The sequence below is a fragment of the Nodularia sp. LEGE 04288 genome, assembly GCF_963896525.1.
Taxonomy (GTDB): Bacteria; Cyanobacteriota; Cyanobacteriia; order Cyanobacteriales; family Nostocaceae; genus Nodularia.
The window spans coordinates 1-19049 of sequence record NZ_CAWQOY010000001.1 but is presented as its reverse complement, the minus strand read 5'-3'; the positions used below and the strand labels follow the sequence as shown (position 1 = coordinate 19049).

The window sequence follows — 19049 nt, the reverse complement described above, 5'->3', positions numbered from 1 at the left end:
GCTCCCTGCTCCCCTACCTCTTTCCCCCCACTCCCTAATGTCCCGTTCTGGATACACTCTCCCGGTTTTTGCCTGTGCTTCCGCTATTGCGGCGTTACACTGGTTACGCCATCGTCAACCTCTCACATCTGTGTCGGTGGATTTGATTTCACCAGCGCAATTAGCAGAAATACCCATTGAACAGGTAGCAGGATTATCTGAAAAAATGGCTTTGGCTATTACTCGCAGTGAACCAGGTGATAATCTCGATTTAACTAGAAATACACCAATTTGGGCGTTGGTGGAATGGAGAACCGGAGATGGCGAAAAGGTGATGATTCACGGTGGTGAAGGCATTGGTAAGCAGCTAAATGCTGATAATCAGCCGGCGATTTATGCTTATGCTCAAAGGCTGCTACAAGAAAACCTCAGCCGAATGTTAGCACCTGAAGAGAAAATCACGGTGAGTATTATTCTACCTGAAGGGCGATCGCTTGCTGTTCGCACCTCTAATTCGGCTTTTGGTGTGGTGGAAGGACTTTCGCTATTGGGGACAACTGGGATTTCTCAACCTTTAAGTACACCAGATCAATTAGCATCTTTTCGCCGCGAATTACAAGACAAAGCCAGTCGGTTTGAAACTTTGGTCTTTTGTATTGGCGAAAATGGTCTAGATTTGGCGCGTACACTCGGTATTAATCCGGAACAACTGGTAAAAACGGCTAACTGGCTGGGACCACTGTTAGTAGAAGCTGATGTCTTGGGTGTTAAAGAAATCTTATTATTTGGCTATCACGGGAAGCTGATGAAATTAGCCGGGGGAATTTTTCACACCCATCATCACTTGGCTGATGGCCGGCGAGAGATTTTATCTGCCCATTGCGCCCTCGTGGGTTTAAAGTCAGAAGATATACATACTGTCTTTCATAGTCCTACAGCTGAAGCGGCATTAAAATATTTAAAATCCTTAGATGCTGAGATAGGTAGTGATTGGGTGAATCAAGTTTATAGTGCGATCGCACAAGCTATTGATACCCGTTCTCTAGAATACATTCAAAGCCATAGTAGTAGAGGTCAAGATACCACAGTCTGCGGCTCGATTCTCTTTGATCGCGATCGCCAAATTATCCTCAAGAGCAAAATCGGTGGTATCTTAATGGAAAAATTGTGTTAATTTATTATGAATAATCATAAATAATCCAAATACATATTTTTTTCCGTAGTCATTCTCAGTTAAATCATTGTTTTTAATACTATGCCATTAGCATAGGCTAGCGATGGGCAAAGCCCCGCCTCCGGCGATCGCGTTCAACCTCGCGTTTGTTGGCTATCCACTCAACCAACCATTTACCAGCTCAACCAGGCGATAAGTGGGATCTATAGACCACAGAACGAACATCTACCTTACATCTACAACTCCCCCCATCATGAATACAGCGGTGACTCTACAAACCGAACAAGCGCCTCAAACGGAAAATTTGGGGCGGCTAGATCGTCAAATCATTGTAATTCTAGACTTCGGATCACAATATTCGGAACTGATTGCTCGTCGTATCCGAGAAACTCAAGTATACTCCGAAGTTCTCTCTTATCGCACGACACCTGAACATTTACGAAAACTCAATCCCAAGGGCATCATTCTTTCCGGTGGACCCAGTTCAGTTTATGATGATCACGCTCCCCATTGTGATCCAGAAATCTGGAATTTAGGCATTCCCATCCTCGGTGTTTGCTATGGAATGCAGTTGATGGTGAAGCAACTTGATGGGGAAGTAGCCAAAGCTGATCGAGGCGAGTATGGCAAAGCATCATTATATATAGATGACCCCACCGACTTATTAACTAACGTCGAAGATGGGAGTACCATGTGGATGAGTCACGGGGATTCAGTCACCAAAATGCCCCCAGGGTTTGAATTGTTAGCCCATACGGATAATACACCCTGTGCGGCGATCGCAGACCACGAAAAGAAACTATATGGTGTCCAGTTCCATCCCGAAGTAGTACATTCCCTCGGTGGTTTACCATTAATTCGCAACTTTGTTTATCATATCTGCGATTGTGAACCCACCTGGACAACAGAGGCTTTTGTTGAAGAAGCAATTCGGGAAATTCGCGCCAGAGTTGGTGATAAGCGGGTACTGTTAGCATTATCTGGGGGCGTGGATTCATCTACCCTGGCATTTTTGTTGTATAAAGCCATTGGGGAGCAATTGACCTGTGTGTTTATTGACCAAGGCTTTATGCGGAAATTAGAGCCAGAAAGGTTATTGAAACTATTTAAAGAACAGTTTCACATTCCTGTAGAATATGTCATGGCGCGCGATCGCTTCTTATCCATGATTGAGGGGATCACAGATCCCGAAGAAAAACGCCGCCGTATCGGACATGAATTTATCCAGGTATTTGAAGAAACATCCAAACGCCTGGGACACTTTGATTATTTAGCACAAGGTACTCTGTATCCCGATGTCATCGAGTCCGCTGATACCAACGTAGACCCCCAAACCGGCGAACGGGTAGCAGTAAAAATTAAGAGTCATCATAACGTTGGTGGTTTACCGAAAGACTTGCGGTTTAAACTTGTAGAACCATTGCGGAAACTCTTTAAAGATGAAGTCCGTAAAGTGGGGCGTTCCATTGGTTTACCAGAAGAAATTGTCCAACGCCAACCCTTCCCCGGCCCTGGTTTAGCAATTCGTATCTTAGGTGAAGTCACCCCCGAACGATTGAATATTCTCCGTGATGCTGATTTAATTGTTCGCCAAGAAATTAACAAACGTGGTTTATATCACGATGTTTGGCAAGCCTTCGCCGTATTATTACCGATTCGGAGTGTCGGCGTTATGGGCGACAAACGTACCTATGCTTACCCCATTGTCCTCCGCATTGTCACCAGTGAAGATGGTATGACTGCTGACTGGGCGCGGATACCTTACGATATATTGGAAGACATTTCTAACCGCATTGTTAATGAAGTGAAAGGTGTTAACCGTGTGGTTTACGATATTACCTCCAAGCCACCTGGAACCATAGAATGGGAATGATTTTCAGGTAACTTAAAGCACATACATAAGGACACAGGGTAAAACTTTTTCTCTGTGTCCTGCGTTTTTTGGTTGTTAAATCTATGTTTGGCGAAGGACAAAAATTATCTGCCGCATTGGTTGCTGTTATTTATCGCAACCGCCAAAAAGGTTAAGACATAAACGGATAAGTAGGTCGGCGTAAATAAAGTGTCATTGGTCATTGGTCATTGGTCATTAGTCATTAGTCATTGGTCATTGGTCATTGGTCATTAGTCATTGGTCATTGGTCATTGGTCATTAGTCATTGGGAAGTGACCGTCTTCTCACCCCTGCTCCCTGCTCCCTGCTCCCCTGCTCCCTGCTCCCCTGCTCCCCGCTCCCACACCCTATTCCTCAGACAGATAATTTTTTCGTTACATTTTTTTACATATAATTATTAAAAGTGATAAATACCCAAATATTCTTATGTCTGACCCTTTAACGAAACTGACTTATCAGACCTTTCAACAAGGTAAAAGTTACTTTGGACTAGCTCACAAAACCTTAAGTTCACGGCTGATGAATCTCATTCATCCCACTCTAGGGCAAAAGGGCAAACCTATTCCTAGCGAGGTTTTATTCAAACTTCAACAAAAAATGAATCAGCTGCTAGAAACAGACTGGCAAGATGCTGAAAAAGGGGTATATCCCGAAAGCTTACTGTTTGATAACCCTTGGTCAGATTTTTTCCGCTATTATCCACTCCTGTGCCTAGACATACCTCAAATCTGGGAGCGGGCTGAACAACAGAAATATCAAGAATTTTCGCCGGAAATAGAGACAGATGGCTATCCTAGCTATTATGTGCAGAACTTCCATCACCAAAGTAACGGCTATTTGAGCGACGATTCAGCCAATTTATATGATTTACAGGTAGAAATTCTCTTTAATGGGACGGCTGACCCCATGCGACGGCGGATTCTTGCGCCTCTGAAGGAAGGGCTGAAAGCTTTTAATTCTGTTGCGCCACGACAAGTGCGAATTTTAGATGTGGCTTGTGGTACTGGGCGAACACTGAAGATGATTCGGGCAGCTTTACCTCAAGCATCTCTGTATGGTGCGGATTTGTCCCCGACTTATTTACGTAAGGCAAATCAACAACTATCAGAAATTCCCGGAGAGTTACCGCAACTGTTACAAGCCAATGCGGAAGATTTACCTTACTTAAACGACTATTTCCATGCTGTAACTTCTGTATTTCTCTTCCATGAGTTACCAGCACAAGTGCGGCAAACAGTGATTGAACAATGTTTCCGAGTCACAAAACCGGGGGGAGTATTTGTAATTTGTGATTCGATTCAAAGGAGTGATTCCCCGGAATTGGCTGTGACAATGGATTCTTTTCCAGAAGTCTTTCATGAACCCTACTATCGGGATTATACTCATGATGATTTGGTAGAACGTCTAGAAACAGCGGGTTTTGAGAAAATAGAGATACAAGTTAACTTTATGAGTAAGTATTTTATTGCTCATAAGCCAGCTTAACTGGGATCAAAGGGTGAGTATGTTCGCTCACACCACAATCAATACATTCAGTCAAATGTCAGCTTTTCTTGGCATTTGTGGTGACATTGATCAAGTATCATGCAAGCTGTTTACCCTATTAGTAGGTTGCTTACACGCGGAGGATGGAAGAATGAGGGTTTGGCTTGCTTGTTTTTTAGTGTTGTTCGCTTTGGCAGAACTGTTTGACTGGTTAAAAGCATTTAATCTGCCGTTGCCAATTTATATTTTAGGTGGGGCATTTTTAGCTGTTGCTTCTAACTATGACAAGATTATTGGCTCTTACTTCAGTGATGCAATTATCGAAGCATCACCCGAACAACTCCAGTTAAATTCGCCTAGCCAATCCCTTGATCCTATTTCTTTCGTTAGTCCTGTTGAACAAGTGCAGCAATCGGAAACACAGTTTTAGGGAAGACCAAAAAATAAATTACCCGGAAATTGTCGGCTGGGACAGCGCAAGCTAACTCAGCATTATTCCTGAAGTTTTTGGTGGGTTACGGACTAAAGTCCTAACCCACCCTACAATTTGGAGATTTTTTATTTACCAGTCCCTGAGTTAAGCAATTTTTGAGGGGTTGAGGAAGGAATAGTCAATATAACCCTTTTCGTCGCCTCCGTAGAAGGTGCTGCGGTCAGGTTCATTCAGGGCTGTATCTAACCGCAAACGTGCTGGTAAATCTGGATTGGCAATATACAATGTGCCAAAGGAAACTAAGTCAGCATGACCATTGGCGATCGCATTATTAGCTTTTTCTTTGTCATAACCACCATTGGTAATTAGTGTTCCTTGATAAATAGCCCGGAAATAACTAACTGGAATTGATGTGCCACCATGCCGAATATCTGCTGGTGTGGGTTCCATTATGTGAATATACGCTAATTCAAATTGATTAAGTGCATCAATCACATAGCTAAATGTGGCCTTGGGATTCGAGTCACTGATATTGTTATAGGTGTTGCTGGGTGAGAGCTTAATGCCGACACGATTGCCACCCCAAACGCTACACACAGCCTCTGTAACTTCCAGTATGAATCGCGCTCGATTTTCTATAGATCCACCATAGCGATCGCTACGTTGATTTGCACTATCTTGAAGAAACTGATCGAGCAAATATCCAAAGGCTCCATGAATCTCTACACCATCAAAGCCAGCAGCTAGAGCATTTTTGGCTCCTTGGCGAAATTGGTCAACTACATCGGCAATTTCGTCGGTTTCTAAAGCACGAGGGGTGACAAAGGGTTGAGAACCAGTATAAGTCATGGCATCACCTACAGGAGCGATCGCCGAAGGAGCTACTGGTAACGCGCCATCAGGTTGCAACGAGGGGTGAGAAATTCGCCCAACGTGCCACAACTGTAAAAATATCCGTCCACCTACACTATGTACGGCATCAGTTACCTGCCGCCATCCGTCAATTTGTTCTGGGGAATGAATCCCAGGCGTTGCTGGATAGCCTACTCCTTGGGGTGATACTTGGGTAGCTTCAGTCACAATCAATCCCGCCGTGGCTCTTTGAGCGTAATACTTAGCATTAATGGCAGTGGGGACATTTCCCTCACCAGCACGATTGCGGGTCATCGGAGCCATGACAATGCGGTTAGGCAATGTGTAGGGGCCTAGTTGGACGGAAGCGAATAAATCGGTGCTAGTTAGATTATTCATCAGCGTTTGATGTTGGGTTGGATCGTATTTATAAACAAAGTATCGTGCATTTGCCAAAATTTCCCCTGATTGGCTGCTTTTTGTGATTGGGGATAAATTTTAGTTTGGGGAAAATAACAAGAAAATACAAAGTAAATTTGGTTACTAATATGTTGCTGAATCTTTTGGACTATCCTGTAAGCCTCTCCACTGTGAGGACATTGATAATTGCCATACTTAACCAGGACTATAGGTGCATCTATGGTTCCCTGAGTGCGATCATCGCTGTGAAAAATCGGCACGATCAGCCTGTTATGATCATTTATCTGACTCATGGAAAACCTTGCTGGAAAACAATGCTTAAAAGTCTGTGAAAGTCAGCCCACAGGTTCAACCTCGTCTAGGCTTTAATATATACAATCAGTAAAAGTTTGTCCCTATGCCAGGGTTAAAGTTTTCAGCAGATAGAAAGGTAAAGCATAATTTGTCCAGGAGAGTAGGAGATTACCCTAACTTGAGGCTAGGTGTAATTGTTAGCCTTTAATTTCTTGTTGGATTAACAAAGAGGCGATCGCTTCATCGCACCATTCAATCCACATAGTTTCGTAGCGAATACCGCACCGCAGGGTGAGATAAATATGTCGTTGCGGGCGAGACAGATGATCCAAATCGCCAAATTCTAGCTCGCGGGAGCGATAATACTCTAGTTTTTGCTGATGGAATTGCTTACGTCGCTCAATTTCACGGATGAGGATATCTTCAGGAACGATAAACCCACTGCGTACTTTTACGAGTAAATCTTCACGGATTGCAGTTGCTTCCGAGGGTTCGGCAATCCAAGAAATCAATTCTTGCCTACCTGTATCGGTAAGGGAATAGATTTTTTTGTCGGGACGAACCGATTGTGGCAATACTTCCACTTCTACCCAGTCCTTATCCTGCATTCGTGCTAGTTCTCGGTAAATCTGCTGAGAAGTGGCTTGCCAATAGCAACTTACTTTTTCATTAAATTCTTTGCTGAGGTCGTAGCCTGTCCGAGGAGACTGAAGCAAGATGCTGGCGATCGCATGGGCTAGGCTCATAATTCTTTCTTGACATAAACAACTAGTTGCATATACGCTTTCATGTATACAACTATTTTCATAACAATTAGTTGAATATTACAACGCTTCTTGTCAACGTAGCACAAAAATAAGTGGCTAGCTTATGGAAGCCGAAGTTCGGGAAATCGAGGTACAGGTGGGAGAGGAGGCTCTGAAGCATCCCAGAAAGACTGGCGTGAGGAATCTGCTAATTGCGAGTGGGATGATAGTGGCGATCGCCTTCGGAATATATGAACGGTTGTCTGCTGGACAGGAAGTGGCTATTTCTGCCCCGTTGGCAGTGCAAGTCATTAAGCTCAAGCCTGTACAGTCATACCAAGTGACGCGTTTTTATACGGGTGAAGTAGTAGCCACTCGCCGCAGCGAATTGGGCTTTGAGCGGGGGGGAAAAGTCATTGAAATTATCTTCAATCGCGGACAAACTGTAGAAAAAGGCGCAGTCATTGCCCGGTTAGATACGCAAAATCTCCAAGCGCAATTGGCACAATTAGCCGCCGGGCGATCCCGTGCAGTGGCAGAATTACGAGAATTGCAGAATGGTCCACGTAAAGAAACCATTGCCGTGGCGCGTTCTCAAGTGGCAGATATAGAAAATCGGTTGCGGTTGGAAAATATTCGTCGCGATCGCCGCAGTTCTCTGTACGCAGAAGGGGCGATTTCCCGTGAACAGTTGGATGAAGTGGCATTTAATCGAGATGCCCTCGCCGACCGTCTCGCTGCTGCCCAGAGTGAATTAGAAGCGTTGCAAAACGGCACACGCCAAGAACAAATCGCTGCCCAAACCGCAACGGTGGCGCAAATTGCAGCCAGCATGGGCGATGTAGAAATCAATATTGAAAAAAGCATTCTCCGCGCTCCTTTTCGTGGTGTGATCGGGGAACGAAATTTGGATGAAGGCAGTGTGGTACAACCAGGACAGGCCATTGTGCGCCTAGTAGAAAATGTCACCCCTGAAGTAGAAATTGGCGTACCGCCCCAAGTCGTGCAGACCTTGAAAGTGGGGAGTCGTCAACAGGTACAGGTGGGGGAGCAAATTTATGCTGCCCAAGTGCTGGCTCATAAACCAGAGATTAACCCCCAAACCCGGACTCGGACAGTGGTTTTGCAATTGGTTAGTACAGGTCAAACTATGCCAGCATCGGGAGAAATCGCCCGTCTGCAAGTGGAACAAATGGTATCTACCCAGGGATTTTGGTTGCCAGTATCCGCCTTAATTAAGGGAGAGCGCGGATTGTGGTCTTGCTTTGTCACTGCTCCAGAGGGAGAAACCCATCGCATCGAACGGCGGGATGTGGAAGTTTTGTATACCGAAGGCGATCGCGTTTTGGTACGTGGAACCATCGTTGCTGGGGAAGAAGTTGTCAACAGTGGTACTCACCGCTTGGTTTCTGGGCAAATCGTTAAATCAGTGGACAGTGAACAGTGAACAGTTATCACGCCAATTTAATCAGGAATTTCAGGTTAAGACATAAAGGGATAATCAAACTTAGACACCATTCAGGTTTTAACCCACTCCCCACTCCCTACTCCCCACTCCCCAGCTATAACTGATATGGCACAGCTATTCTTTCGCAATTTGCGCTTGCTATTGTTGGCGATTTTTCTGATTGTGGCTTGGGGAACTGTCACCTTTCAATCCCTACCCCGTCTGGAAGATCCAGAACTGACTTCTCGTTTTGCTCTAGTTACTACTTTTTTGCCAGGAGGAACCACTGAACGCACTGAATCTCTGGTAACTGATCCCATTGAAGCCAAGATTGCTGAAATTCCGGAAGTGAAAAGCTATGAGTCCACGTCACGCGCCGGAGTTTCTACCATTGCCATAGATTTACTCGATAGTCTGGGTAAAAATAGTGTACCTTTGGTGTGGTCACGGGTGCGGGATAAGTTGCGGGAGGTGCAAGGGGAATTACCCAACGCAGCCAGTGAACCAAAATTAGATGAGGGAGAAGTGCGTGCCTATGCCCTCCTAGCAGCCCTAACTTGGGAACAGTCTGATGCGCCGAACTACGCCATTTTGCGGCGACGGGCAGAGGTGTTAAAAAATGCCTTGCGATCGCTCTCTGGCACAGATGAAGTGGAGATTTTTGGCGCACCCCAAGAAGAAATCACGGTGAATGTGAATACAGAAACTCTTGCTAGTTTGGGAATTACCGCCTCAGAATTAGCCGGGCAAATTCAACAAAGCGATGCCAAAACTTCCGCCGGACAGTTTCGCGGTGACAATACTCTGCTCTATGAAGTTCAGGGAGAATTGGATACCCTGAACCGTTTGCAGCAAATACCTGTGGGCTGTTCTAACTGTGAATCTAACCGGGAATTTCGCCTTTTGGCAGATATCGCCACTATTGAAAAAGGAATCGCCACACCGCCCACAGAATTAGCATTTACTGCCGGTAAAGCCGCGATCGCCGTTGGTGTTTATGTCCAACCCCAATATCGTCTGGATCGTTGGGCTGTGGCAGCAGAGAAAGCGATTGATAGCTTTCGGGCTGATTTACCCAAAGGGATACAGTTAGAAATTGTCTTTGATCAGAGTCGTTATGTGACTGCGCGGTTAAATAATCTCATCGGTAATTTGCTGTCTGGTGCTTTGATGCTGTTTGTGATTTGCATTATCATGATGGGCTGGCAACAGGCATTAGCTGTCCAGATGGCACTGCCGCTTTCAGTAGCGATCGCCCTAATTGTCATGGGATTATTGGGTATTCCCTTACATCAAATGTCGGTGACGGGGCTAATTGTGGCCTTGGGCATTCTGGTGGATAATGCGATTATTCTCGTGGATGAGATGAATATCCGCCTGAAAGCGGGAATGTCTTTAGAAACTGCCATCACAGAAACCGTGCAGTATCTCCGCGCTCCTTTGCTAGGGGGGACATTAACCACCGTATTCTCCTTTGCACCTATTGCCTTACTTCCCGGTGCAACTGGTGAATTTGTCGGGACAATTGGTTTAAATGTGATTGTGGCAGTGTTGGCTTCGCTGTTGGTGGCATTAACGATTTCGCCAGCGATTACCGCGAAAATTTATCAGTGGAATCATCGTCGCTCCCTCACTACCAAAGGAATGGGAAGATGGGGGGAATCAGGATTTTCTCATCCTGGACTGACGGCCTGGTATCGCCGTTCTTTGCAGTGGTCGTTGCGGTATCCCAAACGCGCGATCGCCTTGACGCTAATTTTTCCTGTATTGGGGTTTACCCTCATGACTACCTTAAGTTTACAATTCTTTCCCCCTGCGGATCGTGAACAGTTCATAGTGGAGTTAGAATTGCCTCCTGCCAGTTCTCTAACGCAAATTCAGCAGCTGACACAAGAGGTAGAAGCCAGCTTACGCAGCCATTCTGAAGTTCAACAAGTGTATTGGTTCTTGGGCAAGAGTGCGCCTAAAGTCTATTACAACCAACTCAATAATCGGGAGAACGAGAGCAGTTTTGCCGGGGCGATTGTGCAGATGAATGGCATTGCTGGCGATCGCTTTATTCGCCAATTGCAAACAGAATTTAACAGTGCCTTTCCGAATGCTCGTGCGTTGGTGCGGTTATTTGAACAGGGGCCACCTTTTGAAGCCCCGATTGAGTTACGAATTTACGGATCTGATGTTGCTCGCCTGCAACAATTGAGTGAGCAAGTCCGGGAAGTTTTGGCAGAAGTTCCCACCATTACCCACATTCGTACCCGTCTCAATGATGTGCTTCCTCAACTCGCCCTAGATATTGACGAACCAGAAGCGCGATCGCGAGGTTTAAGCCGTCTAGAAACTGCACGGCAATTGCAAATCATCACCGAAGGAGTAAACGGTGGCACGATTTTAGAAGATACCGAAGAAGTGCCTGTCCGAGTCCGCCTGAGTAATAGCGATCGCGCTGACTTGAGCCAATTGCAATCGGTGAATCTGCTCACGAGCGATCGCAACGGCTACATTCCCTTAGAAACCATTGGCAAACTGAGTTTAATCCCCAAAAATGCCGCCATCACTCGCAAAAATGGTCTGAGAGTCAGCACCGTCCAGGGCTATCTCACCGCCGGAACCTTACCTGCCAACGCTCTGGCTGATTTTCGCCAACGTTTACAAAACTCTTTCTCCCTACCCCAAGGCTATAACCTAGAATTTGGTGGTGAAGAAGAAGAACGTAACAGCGCCACTGGGGGACTACTCGGCTATGGCATCGTGCTAGGAATTGCCTTAGTGGTAACTCTGGTACTTTCGATGAATTCTTTCGCCCTAGCGGGTTTGATTGGTATCGTGGCGATTCTTGCCATTGGTTTAGGCGGATTATCGATTTGGCTGTTCGGCTATCCCTTTGGTTTTAATCCCATTATTGGTACTGTGGGACTGATTGGGGTGGCGGTGAATGATTCGATTACTGTTCTCACTGCTGTAAAGAGTGATCCCCTAGCCCAGAAGGGCGATTGCCAAGCTATAGTCGAAACCGTCATGCATACTACGCGCCATGTCCTGACAACCACATTCACCACAATGGCAGGTTTTATCCCCCTGATTCTCGGCGGCGGTGGATTTTGGCCTCCTTTAGCAGTGGTAATTGCCGGCGGTGTAGGTGGTGCAACCATTCTCGCCCTTTACTTTATTCCTAGTGCCTATTTATTGTTGCGACCATCGCGCGCAGCGTCAGTGAGGTAGTTTACCATTTTCCCATAGCTACTGAAGACTGACAATTCCCCGCTTCAGGGCTGTAATCACGGCTTGAATGCGATCGCTTACTCCCAATTTACTGTAAATATTATTGACATGGTACTTGACAGTACCCTCTGATATCTGCAACACCACACCAATTTCTTGATTGCTTTTACCAGTAGTGATCAGCCGCATTACTTCTAATTCTCTTTTGCTCAGTTGCAGGCTACCAACTCGCTCTGCTAGTTTACTGCCTACGGAAGCGGGAATATATTTCTTCCCAGAATTAACAATCTGAATGGCTTCTAGTAGTTCATCTGGTTCAGCATCCTTGAGTAAATAGCCTTTTGCTCCGGCTTTTAGTCCCCGATAGATGTCTTCGTCGCCGTCGTAGGTAGTCAGAACAATAATTTGGGCGTTGGTAAACTCGGCACATAAGGCGGTAATGGCAGTAACTCCATCCATTTCTGGCATTCGTAAATCCATTAAAGTTACATCCGGTTGATGTTGACGAAATGCTAAAACTGCCTCATGTCCGTTTTCAGCCTGGGCGACAACTGCCATATCTGATTCCCGATCAATCATCGCCGCTAAACCCTGACGGACTACAGGATGATCATCAACAATTAAGATGCGAATCGGAATATTGTGAGTCAACATAACTGAGGACTTGTACCCTCTTAAATTACGAATTACGAATTACGAACTACGAATTACGAATTACGAATTAGTAATTGATATCATAATTTCTGTTCCCTGTTCTGGGAGACTTTGAATGATTAACTCTGCACCAATGCGATCGCAACGTTCTTTCATACTGATCAATCCAAAACCCTGCACCATAGATAAACTATCCATTTCAAATCCCTGACCATTGTCTTTTACCCGCAGGATAAATTGAGTGGGTTGATACACTAATTGAATCTGAATTTCACTAGCTTGTGCATATTTAATTGCATTTGTCAATGCCTCCTGACCAATACGCAGCAAGTTATTTTCTCTGTCTATCGATAACGGGTATACTTCCCCCATGACTGTGCAAATTATCTGCGTATCAATGGCAGCAGACATTTGTGCTGCTAGGCGTTTAAAAGCTTTACGTAGATTGCTAGTTTCTAATATTTGTGGACGCAGGGCATTAACAGAGCGCCTAGCCTCAGCCAGCCCTTCACGCGCCAAATCCCGTGCTAGATTCATATGCGCCTGAACATCTGCCGATTCATCAGTGATGATTCTGGAGGCAGCACCCAACTGGATAATTACACCTGTGAAAGCTTGAGCTAGAGTATCATGGATTTCTCTAGCCATGCGGTTACGTTCTTCTAAAATCGCAGCTTGGCGACCTTGCTCGGCTAAATTGGTTAACTGAATTGCTAAGGTGGCTTGCTGTGCCAATGCCATAATTAATTCCATATTTTCGGGTAAGCCAGTTCTGGGTTCGCGGAAGCAAAACCCGATAAATCCCAGGGGACGATCACCCAAAATCAACGGTACACGGACAATAGAACGATGTCCTTGATTTTGATGCCAGTTAATCCGGGGGGATACCCGTTCATCGCAATCATCCAAGTTAAAGAAAACGGCTTCACCTCGAAAGAGTGCTTCTTCCCAAAAGGAAGCGATATCTCCGGGAATAGATTTTTTAAATTCTGCCAATTCGGGACTAGTGGCAATGGAAACCACTTTTCCTTCTCGCACGTAACGTTTCATTACCCGTGTGTTGGATGACTCATTGTATAGGAATAAAGCGGCGGCATAGGAATTAATTTGAGCGGAGGCTTCTAAAAGAATATGTTCCCAAAATGTCTCGCAGTTCGGTTGATCTGCCAATCGATTCACACAGCCTCGTAGTGCTTCGTTGGCTCTGGCTAATTCGGCTGCTCTTTCTTCAGCAGCTCTGGCGCGTTCGGCAATTAGGCACTCTACCAATTGTTTACGGTGTAATGCGGCTCCAATACTTTCAGCAGCAGCAGTGAGTACATCTATTTCCTGTTGACTCCAATGACGGGGAGTAACACAATCATCAAAGCCGACACAACCGATGTAACTGCCCTCAATAAATATGGGGACAACACCTGTAGATTTGATTTCCAGTTTCTCAAATTGCCGTCGGGTGACAACAGGTAATTTTTCTATTACCCGCCAGATAGACTGACCTTGATAAAGTGGTTGAATCATTACTTGGAAATGATCATTGTCCATGACAGACATCCCCACAGAATCATGGTCTGCGATTCCTGCTGCAACCCACTCATACACTACGCAGTGCTTTAGCCGTCGAGTGGATGGATCTTGACGTTCTATGATCAGCACAACGCGACTTATATTCACCAGTTTGCCCACAGCTTCCAAGGCAGTTGGAATTGCAACATCAATATCTTCCCTTTTCAACAAATCTTTGGTAATTTGGGCAACTACAGAAAGTAGGCGATCTCGCTGTTGTAAAGATACGTTGGCTGTTGCTAGTTCTGCGACTCTTGCTTGTTCAGCTTGCAGTGAGGCTTGTTCGGTACGTTTTCGCTGAATAGCACTACCAATACAAGTGGCTGCGGTTTTGAGTACCGCTAGTTCCGCCGGATTTCGCCGCTTGGCTGTACGACAATCATCAAAACCCACTATTCCCCAATACTGATTTTCTACAAAAATGGGAACACCATGTAACGCTTTTACACCAATTGCTACTTGCCCACTGCGAAATGGTTCCGGCATTTCTTCCAGTAAATAACTAATACTTTGACCTTGACTACAACGCTCATACCATGATTCAATTCCGGCATAAGTTCCTTGGGCTACATCAGGGTCAGAGATTTGAGATACACTATCAAAGGCCGTCCATTCGTATAAAACCCTCCAGTGCGGCAGTCTTAAATTAGATGGATTCTCAAAATTTTCGATTACCGTGATGCGATCGCAATCCAAACTTTCTCCAATAATTTGCAATGCCGTACTCACTGCTGTATCAAAGTTGTCTATTGTCAATAGGGCTTTGGCTGCTGCTGCTGTGGCTTCTAAAAGGCGATTGGCTGCTGCTGATTCTGGAACGGCTTTTTTTTGCTCCAGGGCGATGGTAATTGCCGTTTGCATCCCCATATTCTCGTGTTGTAGAGTGTTGATGTCTTCTTGCAGCATAAGTCACTCGCTAAACAGCAGAATCTTTACTGACTGTCACCTGAAATAGCTCGTTTTGACAATCAAATCAAAGATATCGCCTAGATTAAGCTAGAAAATTCCTAAATTAGGTTAAGTTTGGGTTAATTAGCTTTTAAATCCAATTCCGGTACTTTGGTTCCGGGTGGGCAACATCTACTAAATTCCGACTACCGTCGCAAAGCCGTGATTAATGGAATATTAAAACAGCTCCGATCTGCTTTTGCCAAAGATCAGAATTACCGTGATCCTACTGCTGATTACAACTGGTTAAAAGTTATTTTGGTAACCAGTCTAGGAGTGACAGCTTTGGTATGGGGAGTCCGGGAACTGAAATGGTTACAGTCGTGGGAATTAACAGCTTATGACCAAATGTTGCGATCGCGTCCTGCGGAACCACCTGATCAGCGCATATTATTAGTGGAAATTACTCAAGAGGATCTCGCACAAGAGCAATGGCCTTTATCGGATGCCAAAATCAATCAACTGTTGCTCAAACTAGAATCTCACCAACCCAGTATTATCGGAATCCATTTCAACCGAGCAAATCAGGCAAATTTGGCGGAAAATCTGGAGACTCAAGACAATATTATTAGCACTTGCTTATTCAGTAGCATAGACAGACCAGAAATTCCCCCACCACCTAATTTTCTGGAAGATAATTTAGGCTTTAAAGATTTAATTCCTGATTACGAATCAGACCAAATTATCCGCCGCAGTTTGTTATTTGCCCACTCTCAAGATAGTAAATGTACAACTCCTTTCTCATTTGCTGCCAGATTGGCGGTTAACTATCTCGAAAAATTGGGTTTTTCCATCAATTTTGTCGATCAAGATAATTTCTCTATCGGTAAAACTCGCTTTTCTACCCTCAATGCCAATTCCGGTAGTTATAAAAGACTGGATGCGGCAGGATACCAAATACTATTGAATTATCGCCGTACTGAGCGCATAGCTGAGAAAGTCACTCTGACGCAAGTTCTCAACAATCAATTCGACCCCAACTTAGTCAAAGATAAGTTAGTAATTATCGGCACAACTGCCCCCAGTGTTAATTCTGGTTTAAATACACCTTATAATGCCGCACCTGACCAACCATCTAGAACGCCTGCTGTCTTGATTCATGCACACATAGCTAGTCAGATTCTCAGTACAGTCCTGGATGGACGACCCTTGATTTGGTACTGGTCTGAAGGAGTGGAAATCCTCTGGCTGTGTGCTTGGTCAAGCATAGGTACTATTTTCGGATGGCGACTGCGACATCCATTGTTGTTGCTAGTGGTGGGAGGTGCAAGTTTAGCTGGCTTGGTGGGAATCTGCACAGTCGTATTTTTCCAAGCTGGTTGGATACCGCTAATCCCTCCGGCGATCGCTTTAATTATGAGTAGTGTGAGTACAATGATTTATACCACCTACAAAAATCAGCAGCAAACAAAGATCATACTGTTAAAAATTGAACAACAACAAGAAGCAATTCAACAGTTAAATATTCTGTTACAAGATACTAAAACTACGGCAATTCGTGACGTACATATTCACTCTACATCTACACCGATTATTCCCGAAAAGAGAACTGGTGATTTACTTTTAGGTGGACGTTACCAAATATCAAAAATTTTAGGGGCTGGGGGATTTGGTCGGACTTTCATAGCAAAAGATACTCAGCGACCCGGTAATCCTGTCTGTGTAGTTAAACAATTAATGCCAGCACGTCGAGATCCGAAATTTTTACAAGTAGCAAGAAGGTTATTTAATACGGAAGCGGAAATTTTAGAAGTGTTGGGAAAACATCAGCAAATTCCCGAACTGCTAGCTTATTTTGAAGATAATCAAGAATTTTATTTAATCCAAGAATACATTCCTGGACATACCCTGAATGAAGAATTACCACCTGTGCAGGTTGTACAGAATGAAGCTTTTGTGATTGATATGCTCAAAGGGGTTTTAGAAGTACTAGTATTTATGCATGAACGGCGGATAATTCATCGTGACATCAAACCAACTAATATTATTAGATGCTCTAAAGATAATCGCTTGGTGTTAATTGACTTTGGTGCAGTCAAGTTGATGCAACCGCCAAATAGCGAGCAAACAGAGTTAGCAACTGTCGCCATTGGGACAAGGGGTTATGCACCACCAGAGCAATTTGCCGGTCATCCCCGCTTGTCTAGTGATATTTACGCTTTGGGAATCATCGCTATTCAAGCTATTACTGGCATACCACCCCAAGAACTCAAAGCAGATTTTGATACAGGTAATATTATGTGGCGACAAACAGCCAAAGTTAGTGACAAATTAGCCGAAATTTTAGATAAAATGGTACGCTATCATTTTAGCGATCGCTATCAAACCGCAGCCGATGTGATGCAAGATTTAAATCACTTGACTGCTTCGACATCTGCAACCTCTTATACCAATTCAATATAAAGATATAGGACTACTATTTGATTTTTGTTGGCGTAGCCTGCGCTTTGCGCTTACAGACACGTAGGGTGTGTTAGCGGTAGCGTAACGCACCAAAACCTTAATAATGGTGCGTTACGGACTTCATCCTAACGCACCCTACAATACTTAATTTTTTCATAAATCAAACCGGATTCCTATACATAAATAGAATTTAACCAGAAATCCAGTTCCCCTCCTCGCTTGCGGGGAGGGGTTAGGGGTGGGTCGAAATAATATGCAGCCTCACAAATAATTGGTATTATGGAGTTTCTTCAATCCTCAAATCCTAAAGGAATTTTGACTATTTGGGAACATTTAAATTTACTTTACAAATAATTTTCTAAATTGCCAAACAATTTTAATATTTTGGCAAAAGCTGATTTTTTCTTGACCAGTTTAGCCTGGTTACTAACCAATCCAAAACCTAAAATTCAAAATTTTTATGACTGATGGGAAAGAAACTGCAATTGCAGGTATATATGAAGTATGTATTGGCGTTCCAGACCCAATTTTTGCCATTCAATATTGGGAGCAATTTGGCTATCGCATTGGACAAGTGGGAGAATTACCCGCAGATGCAGCTGATCAATTATATGGAGTGAATTCTTCTTTACGTTCAATTCGCCTTTACCACCAAAATGTAGATCATGGTTTGATTCGGTTGATGGTTTGGCAAAAGCCTACGAATCAGGGATTAGGGTTAGCGTCGATGAAAGTGAAGGGAAATCGCTGGGCGACAACTTTAACTGCTGATCTTCTCACCATTTTAAATCATGCAGAGGATGCAAAGGCCGGACGTTGGGCGATTAGATATACCAATCCTCACTGGGAAGTCATCTACAACAAAGAGCGAAAAAGCCGACCTTTTACAGATCCTGCTGTGGGAGTGCGAGAAATGCTATTACTGCAACCCTTAACTCGACAAGTTCTATTTCAAAGATTTGGCTATACACTACCAGATTACGGACAAATTAACCATAATGCTGCTTTCAAAACTAGCCAGTGTACCCATATGGGGATGATTGTGCAGGATGATAGCAAACGAATTTTGAAATTTTATGAAGAAGTTTTAGGTTTATTGCGTGTCCGGGATGATGTAGAAACGAGCTATGAATCTTCACCAGCTGGGCGAGAAATGTTTGACCTCAAACCGGGTGAAAAGTTTATTGTCACAGCCTTTGATGACCCTCGTTCCTCCCAGACAGACTTGATGGCGGCGCGGAGTGGGAGACTTTACATCATTCGATTTCCAGAAGCGATTAATTTAGAATCCCGCTTTGAGTCATCACAACCAGGCTGCTTAGGCATTTCACTTTATACATATCGTGCGCGTGATATCCAAGAATATTGCGATCGCATCAAAGCCAGTTCAGTCCTGAAATATACTAACATCATCGAAAATGAATTTAGAGAGAAAAGTTTTTCCTTTGTTGCACCGGATGGCTACTTCTGGAATTTGCTAGCAGGTTGAGAAGAGGCAGGGGGAAAGAGGCAGGGTGCAGGGGGAGAAGAGGCAGGGG

Annotated in this window: 13 protein-coding genes; 8 read left to right on the top strand and 5 right to left on the bottom strand. The window is 44.4% G+C overall.

What is annotated here, in order from left to right; all coding sequences use genetic code 11:
- The first annotated feature begins 37 nt into the window (after positions 1 to 37).
- The 4 genes from cbiD (at position 38) to AACX33_RS00050 (ending at position 4962) form a co-directional block, all read left to right on the top strand.
- Entirely contained in the window at positions 38 to 1153 is a 1116-nt protein-coding gene (cbiD, locus tag AACX33_RS00065; RefSeq protein WP_193998149.1) for a cobalt-precorrin-5B (C(1))-methyltransferase CbiD, read from the top strand.
- 253 nt (positions 1154 to 1406) lie between these two features.
- Complete coding sequence (gene guaA / locus AACX33_RS00060; protein WP_193998150.1) at positions 1407 to 3026, top strand: glutamine-hydrolyzing GMP synthase; 1620 nt, start codon at positions 1407 to 1409, stop codon at positions 3024 to 3026.
- Positions 3027 to 3473: 447 nt separating this feature from the next.
- Positions 3474 to 4532 (top strand): class I SAM-dependent methyltransferase, encoded by a 1059-nt coding sequence (locus AACX33_RS00055; RefSeq protein ID WP_193998151.1) that lies wholly within the window; start codon positions 3474 to 3476, stop codon positions 4530 to 4532.
- A 151-nt stretch (positions 4533 to 4683) separates the two neighbouring features.
- Positions 4684 to 4962, top strand: a complete 279-nt coding sequence (locus tag AACX33_RS00050) for a hypothetical protein (protein WP_193998152.1) — start codon at positions 4684 to 4686, stop codon at positions 4960 to 4962.
- Between the two features lie 147 nt (positions 4963 to 5109).
- On the opposite strand, the gene AACX33_RS00045 is transcribed toward AACX33_RS00050, so the two are convergent.
- The 3 genes from AACX33_RS00045 to AACX33_RS00035 all read right to left on the bottom strand — a co-directional run bounded on the left by AACX33_RS00045 (position 5110) and on the right by AACX33_RS00035 (position 7277).
- The gene (locus AACX33_RS00045; RefSeq protein WP_193998153.1) at positions 5110 to 6216 is read right to left on the bottom strand and encodes an alkene reductase; all 1107 of its coding nucleotides are present in this window, start codon (positions 6214 to 6216) and stop codon (positions 5110 to 5112) included.
- Positions 6216 to 6530, bottom strand: coding sequence for a DsbA family protein (locus tag AACX33_RS00040; protein WP_193998154.1), 315 nt, complete (start codon positions 6528 to 6530; stop codon positions 6216 to 6218). Before AACX33_RS00040 ends, AACX33_RS00045 begins: the two co-directional genes overlap by 1 nt.
- 198 nt (positions 6531 to 6728) lie before the next feature.
- Entirely contained in the window at positions 6729 to 7277 is a 549-nt protein-coding gene (locus AACX33_RS00035; protein WP_193998155.1) for a PadR family transcriptional regulator, read from the bottom strand.
- Positions 7278 to 7401: 124 nt separating this feature from the next.
- Between AACX33_RS00035 and AACX33_RS00030 the strand changes: the two genes are divergently transcribed.
- Together AACX33_RS00030 and AACX33_RS00025 are read left to right on the top strand one after the other, a co-directional pair.
- Complete coding sequence (locus AACX33_RS00030) at positions 7402 to 8724, top strand: efflux RND transporter periplasmic adaptor subunit (RefSeq protein ID WP_193998156.1); 1323 nt, start codon at positions 7402 to 7404, stop codon at positions 8722 to 8724.
- A gap of 126 nt (positions 8725 to 8850) precedes the next feature.
- Complete coding sequence (locus AACX33_RS00025; RefSeq protein WP_193998157.1) at positions 8851 to 11943, top strand: efflux RND transporter permease subunit; 3093 nt, start codon at positions 8851 to 8853, stop codon at positions 11941 to 11943.
- 18 nt (positions 11944 to 11961) lie between these two features.
- Here the strand turns inward: AACX33_RS00025 and AACX33_RS00020 are convergent, their stop codons facing one another.
- Positions 11962 to 12597 carry a response regulator gene (locus AACX33_RS00020; protein WP_193998158.1) on the bottom strand — a complete coding sequence of 212 codons (636 nt, stop codon included), beginning with the start codon at positions 12595 to 12597 and terminating at the stop codon, positions 11962 to 11964.
- Positions 12598 to 12657: 60 nt separating this feature from the next.
- A complete protein-coding gene (locus AACX33_RS00015; protein ID WP_193998159.1) occupies positions 12658 to 15066 on the bottom strand; it encodes a GAF domain-containing protein in 2409 nt (802 codons plus the stop codon).
- A 204-nt stretch (positions 15067 to 15270) separates the two neighbouring features.
- Between AACX33_RS00015 and AACX33_RS00010 the strand changes: the two genes are divergently transcribed.
- Together AACX33_RS00010 and AACX33_RS00005 are read left to right on the top strand one after the other, a co-directional pair.
- Positions 15271 to 17511 carry a CHASE2 domain-containing protein gene (locus AACX33_RS00010; RefSeq protein WP_193998382.1) on the top strand — a complete coding sequence of 747 codons (2241 nt, stop codon included), beginning with the start codon at positions 15271 to 15273 and terminating at the stop codon, positions 17509 to 17511.
- A 460-nt stretch (positions 17512 to 17971) separates the two neighbouring features.
- Positions 17972 to 19000, top strand: a complete 1029-nt coding sequence (locus tag AACX33_RS00005) for a VOC family protein (RefSeq protein ID WP_193998160.1) — start codon at positions 17972 to 17974, stop codon at positions 18998 to 19000.
- Positions 19001 to 19049 lie beyond the last annotated feature (49 nt).